The sequence below is a fragment of the Bremerella cremea genome, from assembly GCF_039541315.1.
Classification (GTDB): Bacteria; Planctomycetota; Planctomycetia; order Pirellulales; family Pirellulaceae; genus Bremerella; species Bremerella cremea.
Genome location: NZ_BAABFZ010000005.1, coordinates 783,273 through 801,127 on the forward strand (window position 1 = coordinate 783,273; position 17,855 = coordinate 801,127).

The following is a 17,855-nucleotide window of genomic DNA, read 5'->3' on the forward strand; positions in this document are numbered from 1 at the left end:
GAGTGTATCAGATCAGTAACCCCCGTTACAGCAACGCCCCAAACTTTGACCGTTTTGCTCACCCAGGGAATATTAAGATTGCACGATTCGGCTTGGTCATCGCAAACCTCCGGCCGCGAATGATGGAATGCATTCCTCCAGCTCTCTTTCGCCAACTTAATCGATGAACCACACCCCATTCGGCTGGAACCGTCTCGCCACCTGAGATAGAGCGGCCTTTACCCGACTACGGCAAAACCTGGAAACAGGTAACTTCTCGCGGAACTTATTGGCGGTCACTGGAGTTACATTCGATATGAAGACTCCACTCTCGCTATCACTGCTGCTCTTCGTTTCGCTTGCCACATCGCTGCTGGGTGCCGAGATCGAGAAACCTACCGGCACTTACGCCAGCAAGATCACTCCAAGAGCAGTGCGTAATCCGCAAATGCAAGGTGGGCTGGTTCGCGTGACCTGGAGCGAGATCGAACCGCAGCCAGGAAAGTTTGATTTTGAGCCGATCCAGCAACAGGTTCGGCTCTTGAAACCAGAGATGAACTGGACGCTCGCGATCCACGGAGGCTGGACTTCGACCGATTCTCCAGGGAGTTTCCCCCAGGCCAGGCGACGACCTCTTTCCCTTTCCCCTGGCTGGTTGGTTTCGGAATTCAACGTGAAAACATTCTCGATGAGCTTCCGAGGCAACCCGGTTCAAATGCCGAAATATTGGGATCCGACAGTGCAGAAGCGTTTGCAGATGATGCTTCAAGCCGTAGGTGATACGTATGCCCAAGACGCACGCTTGAAACTCATCTATGTTCCGCAGATGACTAGCAACGGTACGGAAGGGCACTTCAATGGCGTTTCTTCGGAAACGCTCTATCGAGCGGCTGGAATCGATCCACGTGATGCGAATGCCGAACAGAAGTTCGGCGACCTCTGGCTGAAAGCTGCAGGCGAAACGACACACAGCGTCTTGCAAGCATTTCCCGGCAAAGCAGTCGCATTCGAGGTTCACGAGTTGTTCCGCAGCATCAAAATCCCGGCTCGACTGATCGCCCAGTTTCAAAAGAAAGAATACGAAGATCGCGTTGGTATCGCCATGTGGTGGATTTCGGGTAAGACCGATTACCAACCTGGGCTCATCGCACTTCTGAAGGAGTATCCAGGCGACCTCTACGGTCAGGTGATCGGGCGTTCGGATCAGTCGCATCGCTTTCCTAACGGCGACTACACCGCCGTCTTCCGCCAGGCGGAAGAGCTCGGCATGCGTTACATCGAACCGTGGAATTACGAATTCGAGCACGATACCAGCGACAAGGCGATGAGGAAATTCAACGCCACGACCAAGTCCCGCTACAACAAACGGTAGGTACGTTGATTCCGCGAAACAACCCGCCATTTACCGATCGGAAACCACCAACGAATGGCAACTCGACTTGAACCACGGCGATTTGTCACCTACCATTCAAGTGAGCTTTGCAAGTCATTCCCGGTGAAAAAGCCCTCGGCATGAGCCAAATTGTCACCCTGTTAATCATGTTTCGCATTATCTTTTGCCCGCTATTTTGCGGTGCGGAGATGATGTTTGCTGCCATGCAACATGACTCAGGGAACACTTCGGTCGTGGTTTCCCCTGTGGTATCACACGGCTGTTGCAAGCACTGCACGGCTCCGGAACCTGCGGCTCCATCGGAAACTCCGCACGATTCCTCTCCCGATTGCGACTGCTTCTGCAGCGAATCTGCCATCGTTGGCATGAAGGTCGATCTCGACGATCTTTCGGCCGCTGCCTGGCCTGCCTACCTCCCTCTGGCCCAGCTGTGGGTGGTGACGGAACTGCTTCCCCAGGCCACTCTGAAGTCCCACATCAAAGTCCCTGGCATTGCGCCAGGGCGTTCTATGCGCCTCGTTCTTGCGTCGCTGCAGATTTAACGCTGCCATCTTAATAGCGTCGTTTTAACGGTCCGGTCCTGCGCGTAGCGCGTCGTGGAATCGGGTGCCTCTGCTTCCCAGGTATCGGTTATTGAAGCGAGCTCATGGTTCGTGCAACCTGCCTGGTCCTCTTTGCGGAGTCCTGCAAATGAGTCAAACAAATCTCGATATCCCCAGTTCCAATCCTTCCACGTCAAGTCCGCCGTCGTCACGCTCTGGCTTGCAGCGGGTCATTTCGTGGATCCTCGGAAGTATTGGGCCTATCGCAATCCTGCTTAGCTTCGCGGCGATCTTTGCATTCGGTCACTACACCGATTGGACAATGCCTAAGTTCGCAGCGTTGATGGGGCAGCCAGCGCCGGTCACTGCCGATTGGTGCGAAGAACATTCTGTGCCTGAGTCGATTTGTGTCGAGTGCAACGAGTCTTTAATGGAAAAGACGCCCGACTTCGGCTGGTGCTCGGTGCATGGCGTCCATAACTGCGTGATCGAGCATCCCGAACTCGCCCAGCTCGCCGAACAGCCAACGATCTCGCCGGAAGACAAAGCCCGCGCAGACCTGGCCATGACGATGCCGGTCTCGCGTGAGAACAACAGCGGCTGCACGACCTACCTTAGGCGAATCCAATTCGCATCGGTCGATGCGGTCGCTCAGGCCGGCGTTGACGTCGAACTGGTAGAACGTCGTCGCATCGAACAGACCGTCTCCGGTAGCGCCGAGATTCTTTACGATCCGACGCGAACGGCCAGCTTTGCATCACGAACCGCCGGCAGCGTTTGGCGTGTCGAGAAGAATGTGGGCGATTCGGTTGAAGCTGGCGATGTGTTAGCCCTGGTCGAAGCGGAGCAAGTCGGTGCGTTGAAGACGAACTTGATCCGGGCACTCGCTGAGCAATCGTTGCAGCGACAAAACGTGGAACGATTGCACATTGCCAAAGATGCCGTCGCTGGCGTTCGTCTGCTGGAAGCCGATGCCGCCCAGGCCAAAGCCGAAGCCGATGTGTTGAGCATCGTGCAGTCGCTAGAGAATCTGGGGCTATCGGTCGATTTGCAATCCATCGCCCAGTTATCGGAAAGAGAGGCCTTCGAGCAGCTTCGCTTCTTAGGGATTTTCTCGGCCCTTCGGACGCAGGTGCAAACCGCGACAGTAACCGCCAACTTGTTGCCGATTCGTTCATCGATCGCAGGGGTCGTCGTCGAACGCAATGTCACTCAAGGCGAAGTGGTCGACACCCATCGTCCGCTGTTTCAAGTGACTGATACCCGGCAGATGTGGTTGATGCTTGATATTCCGCTAGAGGATCTCGAACATGTTCAACCAGGACAAAAGATTCGCTTCCGCGGTGACGGAATCGGTCACCAAATTAGTGGTCAGGTTGACTGGATCAGCACCGCAGCCGATGCCCAAACGCGTCTGGTTAAAGTCCGAGCCGTGTTGCCGAACCCAGATGGCCGGCTCCGTGACAAGACCTACGGAACCGGAACGATTGTTCTGCGAGAAGATCCCAATGCGATTGCGATTCCATCCGAGGCCGTCCACTGGGAAGGTTGTTGCCGAACGGTTTTCGTGCGTGACAAGCACTACTTCGACAGTCCCGAAAGTCCCAAGGTATTTCACGTTCGTTCAGTTCGTCTCGGGGCGACCGACAAGGGTTACACCGAAGTTGTCGCAGGTCTGCTTCCTGGCGAGGTGGTTGCCACCACCGGAAGCGATGTGCTACGGGCCCAGCTATTGAAGAATGGCCTGGGTGCCGGCTGCTGCGTGGACGAATAGGGGACAACTTCGATGCTGAATGGCCTGATCGACTTCTCGCTCCGGAATCGCGCTCTCGTGATTATCATCACGCTGGCATTTGCTGCTTGTGGCATTTATGCCCTGCAGCATCTGGACATCGATGCCTTTCCCGACACGACGCCGGTCCAGGTACAAATCAATACCACCGCCCCAGCCCTTTCCTCGGAAGAGGTTGAAAAGCAGATTACGTTTCCTGTCGAGCAAAGCATCAGTGGCTTGCCAGGACTGACCGTAATGCGATCAATCTCGAAGTTCGGGCTTTCTCAGGTCGTAGTGACCTTTGAAGATGGAATCGACATCTACTTCGCTCGCCAGTTAATTAACGAGCGTCTCTCGACGGTCGAGCTTCCGCTGGGAATTGCTCGCCCGCAGATGGGCCCCGTTTCAACCGGACTGGGTGAAGTGTTTCACTACGTGCTGACTTACGATGGCGTCGACTTTTCGACCGTCAGCGACACCGAGCGAGTCAACCGCCTGACCGAGCTTCGCACCCTCCACGACTGGGTTGTGAAACCGCAATTGCGATCCGTACCGGGTGTCGCCGAGGTGAACAGCTGGGGTGGCTACGAAAAGCAGTACCAAGTGCGTCTCGATCCCGATCGGCTACTGAAACATGGTCTGACTTATGAAGAGGTTGCCGACGCGATCCAGGCGAACAATGAAAACGTCGGGGGAGGCACCATTACCGACGGAAGCGAAATGCTGCTGGTCCACGGCATCGGACGCACGGTGAACCTCGACGAGATTCGTAACATCGTCATCAAGGCAAAGGATGGCGTGCCGATTGTAGTGAGTGACGTTGCCGAAGTGCAGATCGGTCACGAAATCCGCCGCGGTACGGTTACGGCCGATGGGCAAGGCGAAGCGGTGCTGGGGCTCGGCTTCATGCTCATGGGAGAGAACAGTCACCAGGTGACCTGGGCACTGAAGAACAAACTGGAACAAGTTCGCAGCTCACTTCCCCCGGGCGTTGTCATCAAAACGGTCTACGACCGCACCGAGCTAGTGGACCATGTGATTCATACGGTTCAGAAGAACCTGTTCGAGGGAGGGTTGCTGGTCGTTGCCGTCCTATTCATCTTCCTCGGAAATCTTCGGGCAGGCTTCATCGTGGCCCTCGCGATTCCGCTTTCGATGCTGTTTGCCTTCTCTGGCATGCTGCAGGTTGGTATCGCGGCCAGTCTCCTCAGTCTGGGGGCAATCGACTTCGGTTTAGTTGTCGATAGTTCGGTCGTCATGATCGAGAACTGCGTACGGCATCTTTCCCACAATCCCGATGGGAGGAGCCGACTGGAAATCATCCGCGATGCTGCCGTTGAAGTTCGCAAACCAACCATGTTCGGCGAGCTGATCATCATGATCGTCTATTTGCCGATTCTCACGCTGGAAGGGGTCGAAGGTAAGCTGTTTCGCCCGATGGCGTTGACGGTAATCATGGCATTGGCGGGCTCCATGATTCTTTCCCTTACCTTGATGCCCGTCCTGGCCAGCTTCCTGCTGCCGCGAAACTTGAAAGAGAAGGAACCACTGCTGATCCGAGGATTGAAGCGGCTTTACGCTCCGATCCTTCGATTCACGATGCATAACAAGTTTGTTGTGATCGGGACAGCGGTTTGTCTGTTTGTCGCCGTCTTTGGATTGATCGCCCCCAACCTTGGCTCCGAGTTCGTGCCTCGCTTGTCGGAAGGCGCAATCACGCTGAACGTGGTTCGCCTGGCAGGGACCGACCTGGAAGAATCCATCCGTTACAACACACGAATGGAGAAAGTCCTGCTACAACACTTTCCGGACGAGATCGCTCACGTCTGGAGTCGTGTTGGCACGGCAGAGGTCGCAACCGATCCGATGGGCACCGAACTAACCGATCTCTTCATCACTCTCCGGCCCCGGAAAGAATGGACCAAGGCGAGTAGCCAGGAAGCATTAACACGGCTCATCCAAGAAGAACTCCGCGACTTGCCAGGTCCGCGGCTTGCTTTGTCGCAGCCGATCGAAATGCGAATGAACGAGATGATTTCCGGCGTCCGCGCCGATGTGGCTGCCATTCTATATGGCGACGATCTCGACCTGATGGTTCGCAAAGCGAGTGAGATTGAACAGCTCCTGAAGTCGATTCCAGGGGCTGCCGACGTCAAGGTCGAACAAGTTACTGGCCAGCCGGTCTTGCAAATCAAGATCAAGCAGGATGCGATTGCCCGCTATGGCGTGCCAACCCGCAACGTGATGAATCTGGTACGTTCGCTGGGAAGCCACCATGTCGGAGAAGTTTACGAAGGGCAACTTCGTTTCCCACTGACGATCCGCTTACCAGAAGAAGTCCGGGCCGATCCGGACGCGATCGCCAGTATTCTGGTCGCAACCTCCTCTGGACAAAGGATTCCACTTGATCGGCTCGCTTCGATCGAACGGGTCGACGAGCCAAACACCATTAAGCGGGAATGGTATCAACGTCGCATCACCATCGAAGCCAATGTGCGTGGACGTGACATGGGAAGCTTTGTGGCGGAAGCTCGCCAGGCGGTCGCCGACCAGATTGTCTTGCCGCCGGGACGGTATCGCGTGGAATGGGGAGGACAAATCGAGAACCTGCAACGGGCTCAACAGCGGCTGATGATTGTCGTCCCAATCGCCCTGCTCATGATCCTTGCGTTGCTCTATATGACTTACCACAACTGGGTCGATGCTATCCGGGTATTCACTGGGGTTCCGTTTGCCTGGATTGGTGGAGTGATCGCACTATGGATTCGCGATATGCCGTTCTCCATCTCGGCCGCCGTCGGCTTCATCGCCTTGTCCGGCGTCGCGGTACTTGACGACATGCTGCTTGTTTCAACTATCCGTCAGCTGCGTCGAAAAGGCCGCAGCCTCGACGATGCCGTCGAAGAGGCTGCCATGACACGGCTGCGTCCGATTTTGATGACCACGCTCGTTGCCAGCCTTGGCTTCGTACCGATGGCGTTCAGCACTGGCATGGGAGCCGAAGTGCAACGACCGTTGGCCACCGTGGTGATTGGGGGCGTTTGCAGCGCGATGGTCATGAGCCTGCTGGTACTTCGTGTGCTTTACATGGTCTTCAATCCCCGGGACGAGGCCACTGGTGGCAATGATGGTGGCGATCATCAAGAAGAAGACACTTCCCAGCCGCCACCCCAGCAACCAGATACCGGGCGAGTCGCAGAACTCGCCTCTTCTTAATCGAATGTTTGTTATCACCTTTCAAGAAGGAGAATTGTATGAAGTGGATGTCTCGATTTTCGAGTTTGGTCGTAGGGTTCGTTGCGATTACCGCGTTGACACTGACCGGTTGCGGCACAAGCCAGACGGCGATGGGCGATTCGGACGAGCACTCTGAAGTGGACCACGACGACCATGGAGACGAGCATGTCCATGGCGAGTGGTGGTGCGTTGAACATGGTGTTCCGGAAGAGGTTTGTGCACGCTGCGATTCGAGTCTGATTGCGGACTTTAAAGCGGCCGACGACTGGTGTGAAGACCACAACCGCCCGGACTCGCAATGCTTCGTCTGCACGCCAGAACTATTCGACAAGTTCGCTGCCCGGTACAAAGCCAAATATGGCGAAGATCCTCCCAAGCCAGAAGAACTGGCGAAAGACGGAGACTCCTAGTCGGGGCAGTGACAAGCCTTGATTGGCTTCGCGGCGGCAGTTGCCCGACCTGGCATTCTGTCGCCGCAAGGCCATCGCCTCCTTGAATGACAATCATGCCGTACACCCAACCTTCGATCTGGCTCACCGCTCTAACGTTTGTCCTGCTGATCGGCCTGGCAAGCTGCGCGCGGCAACCTTCCTTGGAATCCCCGGTTGTGCTCGACCAGGTCACGGACGTGTCGTTTGATCGCGAAGTGCTGAAATCGTCCATCCCGGTGCTGGTCGTCATGACGGCGAATTGGTGTCCGAATTGCGCCCGAGCCAAGCCTTCGCTTCAAGAGATGTCGGAACGACTTCAAGGGAAGGTTCACGTTCGTGAAGTTGATGCCGAACGTAATCGGTTTCTCGCTGAGAAGTACGACGTTCACCAATACCCGACTTATCTGATCTTTGATGCCGGCACGCTTCAAGAGCGTTTCGTCGGCGACGAAGGCGTTGATCGTGTGCGTGAAATCTTCAATCGATAGGCGGTCGATTGTTTCTCATTGGTCGCTTTGGAATCTGGGCGATTAGAAACGCAGCCCAGCCCCAACATTGGTGAAGAAGTTCGGAGACTGGTCGTTCAGTCCCCAGCCGAAACGAACACCGACTTCCACATTAGGCGTCACCAGGTAATGTACACCGGGGCTGACAAAATGCTGCGTGCTTTCGACTTCACGTCCTTCGGTGAAGACACCGAAGTATTCGACGTGCCCTTTCCAGCGTTCGCCAAACGGGACCTTCAGTACGGTGGATGGTGCCCAGACATGGAAGTGGTCTTCCTCGAAGCTGCCGGTGCTGTAGCGCATTGCGGAATCCCAGACCCAGTTGTTCGCAAACTTCCAACCACCAACGTAAGTTGCGGAAAGGTTGCTATCGTTTGCCTCGCCACTGGTGGGCGTGAAACCTTGCACGATCAACGAACTCTCTGGCAGCCAGTCCGACTGCTCGGTCAGAAAGAACTTGGCACCATATAAAATGGTACTCTCACGTTCGAGCATCGTGTTATCCTCGAACTCATCCGGAATATTGCCTGAAACCGGATTACCGGCGCCGCCAACTTCATAGTTCCAGCCAAGACGAAGTTCGATGTTTTCCGTAATCCCGTAGCGGGTGACAATTTCGGGATAGCTATGCGTTTCTGGAACGCCGCGGTTGTCGATAAACGTATAGGCCGATTCTACGACCAGCCAGTTCTTTCCTACGACACTCGTTGCCGGAGTGAACGAGTCGCGATCAGTCTCGATTTCGCTTTCCGCCGCCTCTTCAAAAGCAGACTCCGCGAATCCTTCGAACGCCATTTGGGCCTGGGCAAGGTTCGCTCCCGCAGCCCATATCATTCCCAGCCAAACCAGAACCTGCCGATACGAATTCATCGTCGACTTCCTGCCGAATTCAAGACGCTACCGATGCCCATAGTTCTTTTCGGCAGCCCTGACAGCCAGGCGAACTAAATTCGTCTCCGGTCTGAGAACTTCGTCTTTCCCAGTCGATTCAATCGTCGCAAATCGCTAGCATTTGGCTTTCACCTGCGCGAGAACTACACTTCCGCCAGCGGCGCGTCCGCATCGCCAAACGATGGCAGTTGGACTCCCATCTTGTTCATCATTGAAAGATAAAGCCGGCACATCTGCCGATTCGGTTGATCTCGATAGTCGAGGTTCTGCCCTCCTTTTATTTGCCCACCTGCGGTCCCCAGCATGACGACCGGCAATTTGGTCGCGTCATGATTGCCGTTGAGCATGCTCGAGCAGAGCATCAACATCGAATTGTCCAGTAGCGTTCGCTCGCCTTCCTGGATACTGTCCATCCGCTTGGCGATATAGGCCATCTGTTCAAGGAAGAACTGATTCACCTTCAGCCAATCATCCGAGTCGGTATGCGACAACAAATGATGAATCATGTAGTCGACACCCAGATGCGGGAATCGCAATGTGCCATGGTCGTTGTTCAGCTTCAACGTGCAGACCCGCGTCGTATCGGTCTGGAAGGCCAACACCAGAATATCCGACATCAATCGCATGTGCTCGACGATATCCTGCGGAAAGCCATCCGTTGGCCGGGGCATGTCTGGCTCGGTACATGTCGGCCGCCAACCTTGCATTTCGCCACGTTTGCCCGCCTTCGCGATCCGCTGCTCGACTTCGCGAACGGAAGTCAGGTACTCGTCCAGTTTCTGTCGATCGCCCTGGCTCAAACCGCGACGGAAGTCACTCGCATCTTCCAACACCGCGTCGAGCACACTCAAGTTCTCGCGACCCGATGTATCTTTAAACAACTGATCGAATGCCAAGGCGGGATAAACTTCCAGCGGAGTCGGCGTCGTTGGGCTGCTCCATGAAATGTGCGAACTGTAGAGCATCGAATAGTTCTTGTGCACCGACGGATTAGCCTTCTCGCAACCGAGCACCAGGCTCGGCAGCTTAGTCATATGTCCGACGCTTTGGGCAACAACCTGATCGACACTCGTGCCAGAACGGATCACGCCGCCCGATGCCAATGGCGCGCCAGAAAGGAGGTTGCCGGTTTGCGAACTGTGAATGTTCCCCTTCAAGGCTTCAGCGTTGTACAGCCCCTGAACAAAAGTTAGGCGATCGCGGTAGTCCTTCAGAGGTGCCAACACTTCGCCCAGTTCCATCTCGGCACCACTTCCCTTTACCCACCATTGTCGGGAATGGAAGCCGCAGCCAGAAAACAAAATCGCCATGCGTACTGGCGGTTCGTTCACCCGACTATTGGTCGGTACTTCATCGGCGAAGGCCCGGACCGATTCCATCCACGGCAACGCCATCGAGACACCCAGACCACGCAAAATAGTGCGGCGCGTCAATTTCCGATTCATGATTAATGCCCTTCCTGGCTAGTTGGCCAATCGCGGCCTCGAATGGAACGAAACTGGGGACTCAAAACAATCGCTTCGACGGCGGCATGAAACCGATAGTCACTCTCCGCCAGGCGAGATTGCATCTGATCGAGCAGGATCTCGTCGGAAAGCATCACTTCCCGGCCGAGGGCAAAGCCAAGCAGCTTTCGGCAAAATTGCCGGACCACGTCGTCCTGCCGCTGCGTCAACAGATAACGCCGCAGACCGTCGATACCTTCAATTTCATGGGCACTTTCGAGCGTCGAACGCGTATCCACGGCCTCCGAACGTAGCCGACCAATCGCGTCGTATTGCTCCAGGGCGAAGCCGTACGGATCGATCTTTTGGTGACACTTCGCACAGGCAGCATTCGAACTATGCTTTTCAATCAACTGTCGGGCCGTTAGCCCCTCGGGCAATTGGTCTGGTAGTTGTGGCACATTCGCTGGCGGCCGAGGGAGTTGCTGGCCGAGCAAGGTTTCGTAGGTCCAGTTCCCCCGCAAGATTGGGCTCGTTCGTGAAGCACCTGACTGGCTTGCCAGAACGGTGCCCAGACCAAATACGCCGCCCCGGCCATGCTGCTGAATCCCTTCGACCTTCCGCCACTGGGGCCCGGTCACTCCGTCAATCCCGTAATGCTTCGCCAATGCCTCGTTCAGAAACGTGTGATCCGCATCCAGGATATCGAGCACCGATCCATTGTTGCGAAACATATCCTCGAAGAACCGCACCGTCTCTTCGTTCATGTCGACACGAAGGGTCTGGAACTCGGGATAAAGCTGCTCGTTCTTATCGTCGTTCCGATCGAAGTCGCGAACATGCAACCACTGGCAAGCAAACTGCGTCGCGAGACGGCGAACCTTAGGGTCGTCGAGCATCCGTTGCGTTTGTGCGAGCAACTCGGTTTCACTCGTCAGCGTATCCGAATCGGCAGCCTGGCGTAGCTTGGCATCCGGAATCGAAGACCACAGGAAGAAGCCGAGCCTTGTCGCCAATTCCGTTGAAGTGACCGGAACCGCTTCATGTCCTTCACTCGGCTGTTCGTATCGATACAAGTATGCCGGCGAGGTCAACACGCGAGCTAAGGTCAAACGAATCGCCTCGTCATGCTCGATTTCGGCTGCACGCAATTGCTGATAGAAGCCGCGCAGACGCTGCCTTTCCAACGAGGAAAGAGGTCGCCGCCAGGCTCGGTCCGCGAACCGGATTACCGCCTGCAGATGGGAAGGTTCGGTTTCGATTAGCCGGGCACGGAAGGCGTCGGCTCGCTCGAGAATCGGGGCCCGCATCGGTTCAAATGCGACCACGAGATCTTGTCGGTCTTGCGTGGCGAATTCATAGATTTGCTCGAATACCACCGTCAAGGCGATCGGTTCCTGAGCGACATAGCGGAGATGGTCCCACAAGCGATCGAGCTCGGCGACTTGCTCCGCATTCAGCATCAACCGCTGAAGAGCTTCGTCTTCGCGAAAGTACAGTGTCATCGTCACGACTTCATCGACAGGGACAATCCGCGAGTAGCAGACCACCGTGGGGAAAAGGTCGCGAAACTCTTGGGCAGCCTGATCAATTTGCTGTTGGCCTTGGCCACCGGCCGTCACCAGCACCGAGGAATTTGGACTGAATCCTGGTGGAGCTTCATTCTGAAGCGTCACGGAAACCTGGGCAGCACCATCGGCAGAGGTCGCTTCATCCAGGCGAGCAACCACGACCAATTCTGCTCCCTCGAGCAAAGAAGCCGGTAGCGAGATCTCCGTTGCCGCTGGCGCTGCGACGCAAAGACCTTCGGCAGCGATGACCTTGCCGCGGGGATGCTTGCCGAACGGGCTGGTTGCGGCCACCTCCGCTGCCGGTTGAGAAAGGGCAACTTCAATCCAGCGCAAGGAGCCTTTCCAATCAATCACTTGCCGCCGAAGGGTTTGATCGGCGGGCGCCAGTTCCTCAGCGTTGGCATGTGTGACGACAGCCTGTACGCGTGCCGCGGCATTCGCAATCGCCTCCGTGGATGCCTCGCCAGTGACGGCCTCTTTCCAGGTCGCTAACGCGGAACCAGGAATGATGGCCGTGGGGACAGGTTGGGTGGCCGCTTCTGCCACACCCAAGTGCCAGGTCGCATCGTGACCGTAACGATCTGGCAGAGGGTTAGCCTGGAGAATCGGTTCCACGATGTCACGCGAAAGGCTCCAGTTTCGTTTGGCTTCGACTATTTCCGAGATCGTGAGTTCAATTTGGGTCGAATCGCAAACGTGCGACTTATCGCGGGCATCGATTACGTACTCGATCACGTCGCCTGCTTGCACGCGATGTTGTTCTGGCAGGTCGAACTTTGCGGAGCTTCCGTTATCGACGGCACCGCTCGCCAGAACCTGTTCTCCCGCTGCGGAAATCCAGTTCAACTGCCATGCCACACCATTGCCGCAGTTCGGATCGACGTCGGCGACCAAGCCGGTCAATCGAACGGTGGTCTCCGCAGGGCTCCGCCAAGAGATCACCACTTGCTGCGTCGGCGAAGGATGAACCACAATACTTCCCGCCGGAACAGAAAGAGTTGAATACTGGATCGCCTCTGCGGATCGGTTCGTCACGATGCTCGGCGTTTGCGGACTCCCCCAGCCATTCACCTCGGCGTGGCCAGCTACGTTTTCCAGCTTGTTGGTAAAGTGGCCGGTGATCTCACGGTTGGCTTGAACTCCGAGTCCCACAGTCTTGGCCCAACTCGCCAGCAATCTTTCATTCAATTGACGACTTGAAGCGACTTCCGCAAGCGGTTTGCCGGTTCGGTGAAGCTCAGCAACCGCAGCCAGGTACTGATCCGTTCGAGGCAGCTCGCTCTTCTGGAGCTTCGGCAACAGAGCTGAGATTTGCTCGACATCCTTCAGCAAAACCGGGGGATGCGTTTCGCTTCCTTGGTCATCTCGAAATTGAAGCTGAGGTCGCTGCCACACGACGTCGGTATTTCCTCGACTGGTCCTCAAATCATTGGCGTGGAAATAGACCGAAACTGGATCATTTGCCCCTTGTGCTTTAAGCGGGACGCGAATCTCCTGGCTCGTCATCACAGTCGATACCGGTGACATCCAGATCTTCTGACGGGCTCCTTCGGTTAGCTGCCCAATCGAATTAAACTTCCACATCCGCTGCTGCAGCGACTCAATAAAGTTCGTCAGGGCTGAGACATCATCGTTCGTAGCGGTTTGCCAGCGGCGTCGGAGCTCGTCCATATACAGTGACGGCGAATCGTCGGGCGTCTGCAATTGCTCCCACAAGATTCCGAGATACTTGGCATTCAGGCCGGTTTCCTGGGCGATTTGTGCGATCGACTTCTCGCCCCGGGTAAGCGTATCACGATGGGCGATCGTTGCTGCCAGGTAGTCGCGAAAAGGAATGGCTCCCCCAACGTTGGCGACTTTGCCGGTTCCCCCAACTTCGACGAAGACATCCTTCTCGACTGTAAAGCGATGATAGAACTGCTGAATGGCCCCGACTCGTTCGTCGCTCCAGTCTCGCCGCGATGCCCCGGCCGAGAACTCGATTCCTTCCGGGACCAGTACCGCGTGAGAAGCGACCTCTTTGGCGGCATCGAGATACTTGCCGACCATCGCCGGTGACATGGCCTGGGCGGCTCCGGTGTTGATGAATCCTTCGCCAGCGGCTCCATCCACCGGGAACTCTCGCGTCGGATCGAGTGACGCGACTCCGGTCAGATCGCGAACAGTAAAGTTGTATTCTTCGTTGTTCAAACGCCGCAGCACGACCGGTCCTGGGTCGCCAGCAGTCGCCTTCGCTTCCTCTTTCAGAAAGTTGTGTACCCACGTCCTCAATAGGACGGCCTCGGCTTCGGTCGGCTGATCTGAATCCTTGGGTGGCATCTGCCCTTCGTTCAGCATCCGCCGAGTTTTGATCCAGGTCTTCTGATCCTGAGGAAGTTGCTCGAAGGTGGTGAAGCGTCCTAAATCAATTTCCGCTTCGGTCGTATCGCCAGCATGACAATCGAAGCAATACTTCTGCAATAGTGGACGGACATCGTCGACGTAACGGACTTCCTCCGCCGCAACGCACACAGGGGCAATGAAAAGCCACGAAGCGGCCCAGAGCAGCACTTTCCCTGACAGATGGTTTGCTCGACAACGCAGCAGGTTCACGGGGAGGTCCTAGGAGGGAGGTTCGGGTTGGGTGGGAGGAGAGCGGCGGGCTTCGTCAAGACTTCGCTTGAGGCCATACGCATGGAGCCGAGCAAGCTCTTCGCAAGTGGCAATGTCACCAGACTGCAGGGCTTGAACAAGCTCTTGGTGGGATGCAGCGGTGATGGTTTGCGTCTTCTGAAAGATCACCATGTGTTGGCGATGTAGTTCGGCCAGCAGCAAAACCAGCTGCGGCCGCAACAAACGCCAGGCCGAGAGCAAGCGCGAATTGCCTGCGGCCTGAATAATCACCTCGTGGAAGTCAATATCGCGATGAGTCAACTGCAGGAGGTCGGTCTCTTGTCGAATCGCTTCGATGCGTTGTTCGAGCGATCGAACCACTTCATCGGTAAGCCGCGAGCATGCCAGCCGGATCGCGGCAACATCCAAGACTTCACGGAACTCGAGGATCTCGCGAATGTCTTCTTCCGTCAATGCTCGCACAAGAGCGGTGCCGCGGGAATCGAATTCGAGCAAGCCTTCCTGCGCGAGTTGAAATTTGGCCTGACGAATCGAGGCTCGACTCACGCCGAGCTGCGATGCCAGTTGCGCCTCGGCCAACGACTCACCAGGAGCCAGTTGCCCAGCCAGGATCGCATCGCGTAGCTGCCCTTCGACATCATCGGTAACGGTCTGCTTCTTGACACGACGCAGGCCGGTCGTCGAATCGTCGGATGGTGGCTTGAGGTGGGTTGTCATGGCCTTGATGCTACGCGGTCGACGGTCGACCGTCAATCAATTATGAAAGATTCTCCCTTACAAGGTCCGCTCGTTGGAGGAGATCGCCACGCAGCAAGGAATCTGCGCGCTACGGAAATAGAACTACCGCATTACAAGGTTCCCTGCCTATCGACTGTCGTCACAGGGCGACACCATCTCCTGCAGTGACATCCCAGGACGACTTTTCGACCGGTTCCGGCGAAGTCTTTATGCCGCATCGCCGCTACGTTTTCACCCGTTGAAGACTGCTTTGGATTTCCCTGGGACGCAGCGATTCCCCCTGGTGTCGTGACGATGTACTCAACGATCCGGCTGCGTGCGGTGAAGTCGGATGAGATCGAACACGTTTTCGCTGGTGACTCTCAGGCCGAGTGCTCTACTTAGTTCCTAGCCCATTCGAAACAAAAAACCCTCGGCCTTGGACTTGGCGCGAGGGTTCTTTGTGGAGACATGTCTGCCTGAGCCAAACGAGCTCAGGCAAACCTCGATATTAGTATCGCTCCGGCATGGCGAACTCAGGCGGCACCTCGTTCGCTCCGTGATACTTCACAATCTTGCCCGGCTGATTGATAGCCGGCAGCAAGGTTACCTCTGCGGCTGGTTCCACTTCGACCTGATCGAGCGAAGTGGGAGACAAGGCGTCTGGCGTCGCCGGGTGTGGCTGGCCGTCAACCGTTGGCGGAACCGGCAGTTCCATCTCGCCCGTGGCCGAACCGGATTGAACCGATTCGCACAGGGAGTAGCCTGGTGGCAAGCAGCGGACGTCTTTGTAGGTCATACCGGCGTTGTTCAGCAGGTAACCACCGCCCAAGGCCTGATAAGCGTTGACGATCGCCGAGAGCTGTTGCTGCTTGGTTTCGATCAGGTCAACTCGTGCTTCCAGCAAGTCACGTTGCGAGAACAACACGTCGACGTATTCGGCTCGGGCATTCTGGAAGAGGTTGGTAGCAACGCTAACCGATTCTTCCAAGGCTTGCACCTGGCCCTGCTTGATCTCGACACCACGGCGGTAGTTCTCGACCTTAGCCATGCGATTGACCACTTCGGTGTAGGCGTTCAACACCGTGCGTTGGTAGTCGTAGACTGCTTGAAGCTGACGTGCGTTGGCACTCAGGTACTCAGCACGAATTGCCTTCTTGTTGATCAGCGGTGCTACGAGCTCGCCAGCGGTGTTGGCGATGAAGGCACCTGGATCGAACAGGTAACGAGGATTGAAGGCCTCGAAACCGACGCGAGCGGTGATGTCCAGCGTGGGGAAGAAGCGAGCCCGAGCGACCAAGACATCGAGTCCCGATGCGGCCAGTTCACGTTCAGCGGCGCGAATGTCGCGACGGTTCTGCATCAACTGGGCTGGCACACCAACCGCCAGTACCTGCGAGTCGAGCGTGATGAAGCCCCACGACTGACGATCGACGTGTTGTGGGTAACGACCGACAAGGAAGTTGATCTTGTTCTCGGTTTCGATGATCGACTGCGAAACGATGTAGCGCTGGCTTTCGTTTTTGCGAACTTCGGCCAGGAATCGCTGGACGGCCAGTTCGGTGCCACGAGCGGCATCCTTCTGGGCCTGAGCCACTTCGAGGCTTTGCTTTTGAATCTCGATCGTCTGGTTCAAGTAAGTCAGACGTTGATCCAACGCCGACAGTTCGTAGTAGTTCTCGGCAATCTCGGCCACCAGACGCGTGACATAGAAGTCTCGAATCTCGACCGCTTCGATATAGCGATTCGTGGCGGCATCACGCGAGTTTCGCAGTTCACGCCAGATATCAACGCGCCAGAAGAGGTTGGCCGTCAGCCCCACATTGCCCAGCGGATCGGGGAAGGTGCCGCCGCCTGGGTAGGTCAGCTGATCTTCCGCGGCACCCAGGGGCGTGTACCGACTGGTGCGATCGAAGCCACCCTTGGCCCCCACGGTGACAAATGGCAAGTAAGCACCGCGGCGAGAAAGGATCTCGTTGGCAGCTACCTGCACTTCTTGGTTACGAATTTTGAGTTCCTGATTCGAGGCCAGGCCTTCGGCAATCAGGTCGGTCAGCATCGGATCGCCGAAGAACTCGCACACCCCAACGTCTGCTACGTTGTCGGCAGTGGTGGTCCCATTAAAGTCACCCGGCATCACTGGTGCAGGCGAAGCACAATACAGCTTCGGAATCGAACAGCCGGACAGAACCATCATCAGGCAAGCTGCCACGCCGAGCACCAGATGGCTCGCCGGCGTCTCCCCAAGGGAGCATGTGGTCAATCTGTTCTGTCTCATTATCGAGCCCCTTTGGCCAAATGGCAGTCGTAGGGAAATATGAAAATTCGGAAGTGTGGGGTTCAGATTTTTCATCAAGAGGTTCTTACAGCCCCTCAGATTGCCAGCCGCACCTTAGGCACAATTGGAAAACGTATACCGCGTCGAACGAACTGCGAGAAGCCGCAGGACCACGAACGTAGGAATAGCCGGCTCAGTTCCTATCGGCAGAATATTGCCTACAGGACAGAGAATCATTTCTGATAAATCGATCCAACGGACATTTTCAACGAGATGCGATCGGACTCGTAAATCCCCGAGTCAAACTACATTTTCGACTGTGCCGACTTGGTAACTTTTAAGGGCTGTTCGACATGACCCAAGAGGGGTCAATTGGCGCATCGGCACCATCAACTGATGGCATAGAAGGGGCCGCGCGGCCGGGTCGTAACGTCTCGGTAAGATGTAACGACGGCTGCTTCGTAGAGGTGCTCGTTTC

11 protein-coding genes are annotated in these 17,855 nt (G+C 56.1%); 6 read left to right on the forward strand and 5 right to left on the reverse strand.

Going from position 1 to position 17,855, the window contains the following annotated elements:
* The first annotated feature begins 295 nt into the window (after window positions 1-295).
* The 6 genes from ABD890_RS20065 to ABD890_RS20090 all read left to right on the forward strand — a co-directional run bounded on the left by ABD890_RS20065 (window position 296) and on the right by ABD890_RS20090 (window position 7,844).
* Window positions 296-1,351 carry a hypothetical protein gene (locus tag ABD890_RS20065; RefSeq protein WP_345093910.1) on the forward strand — a complete coding sequence of 352 codons (1,056 nt, stop codon included), beginning with the start codon at window positions 296-298 and terminating at the stop codon, window positions 1,349-1,351.
* A gap of 140 nt (window positions 1,352-1,491) precedes the next feature.
* A complete protein-coding gene (locus tag ABD890_RS20070; protein WP_345093912.1) occupies window positions 1,492-1,914 on the forward strand; it encodes a hypothetical protein in 423 nt (140 codons plus the stop codon).
* A 148-nt stretch (window positions 1,915-2,062) separates the two neighbouring features.
* A complete protein-coding gene (locus ABD890_RS20075; RefSeq protein WP_345093914.1) occupies window positions 2,063-3,688 on the forward strand; it encodes an efflux RND transporter periplasmic adaptor subunit in 1,626 nt (541 codons plus the stop codon).
* Window positions 3,689-3,700: 12 nt separating this feature from the next.
* Window positions 3,701-6,904: an efflux RND transporter permease subunit gene (locus ABD890_RS20080; RefSeq protein WP_345093916.1), complete on the forward strand. Its 3,204-nt coding sequence runs from the start codon at window positions 3,701-3,703 to the stop codon at window positions 6,902-6,904.
* A 38-nt stretch (window positions 6,905-6,942) separates the two neighbouring features.
* The gene (locus ABD890_RS20085; protein ID WP_345093918.1) at window positions 6,943-7,335 is read left to right on the forward strand and encodes an RND transporter; all 393 of its coding nucleotides are present in this window, start codon (window positions 6,943-6,945) and stop codon (window positions 7,333-7,335) included.
* Window positions 7,336-7,430: 95 nt separating this feature from the next.
* Complete coding sequence (locus ABD890_RS20090; protein WP_345093920.1) at window positions 7,431-7,844, forward strand: thioredoxin family protein; 414 nt, start codon at window positions 7,431-7,433, stop codon at window positions 7,842-7,844.
* A 42-nt stretch (window positions 7,845-7,886) separates the two neighbouring features.
* Here ABD890_RS20090 and ABD890_RS20095 read toward each other — a convergent pair whose 3' ends face one another.
* The 5 genes from ABD890_RS20095 to ABD890_RS20115 all read right to left on the reverse strand — a co-directional run bounded on the left by ABD890_RS20095 (window position 7,887) and on the right by ABD890_RS20115 (window position 17,296).
* Entirely contained in the window at window positions 7,887-8,732 is an 846-nt protein-coding gene (locus ABD890_RS20095; RefSeq protein ID WP_345093922.1) for a transporter, read from the reverse strand.
* Window positions 8,733-8,896: 164 nt separating this feature from the next.
* A complete protein-coding gene (locus tag ABD890_RS20100) occupies window positions 8,897-10,198 on the reverse strand; it encodes a DUF1552 domain-containing protein (RefSeq protein WP_345093923.1) in 1,302 nt (433 codons plus the stop codon).
* Between the two features lie 2 nt (window positions 10,199-10,200).
* Complete coding sequence (locus ABD890_RS20105) at window positions 10,201-14,361, reverse strand: DUF1592 domain-containing protein (RefSeq protein ID WP_345093925.1); 4,161 nt, start codon at window positions 14,359-14,361, stop codon at window positions 10,201-10,203.
* A gap of 9 nt (window positions 14,362-14,370) precedes the next feature.
* Complete coding sequence (locus tag ABD890_RS20110) at window positions 14,371-15,099, reverse strand: GntR family transcriptional regulator (RefSeq protein ID WP_345093927.1); 729 nt, start codon at window positions 15,097-15,099, stop codon at window positions 14,371-14,373.
* A 511-nt stretch (window positions 15,100-15,610) separates the two neighbouring features.
* A complete protein-coding gene (locus tag ABD890_RS20115) occupies window positions 15,611-17,296 on the reverse strand; it encodes a TolC family protein (protein WP_345093929.1) in 1,686 nt (561 codons plus the stop codon).
* Between the last annotated feature and the right edge of the window lie 559 nt (window positions 17,297-17,855).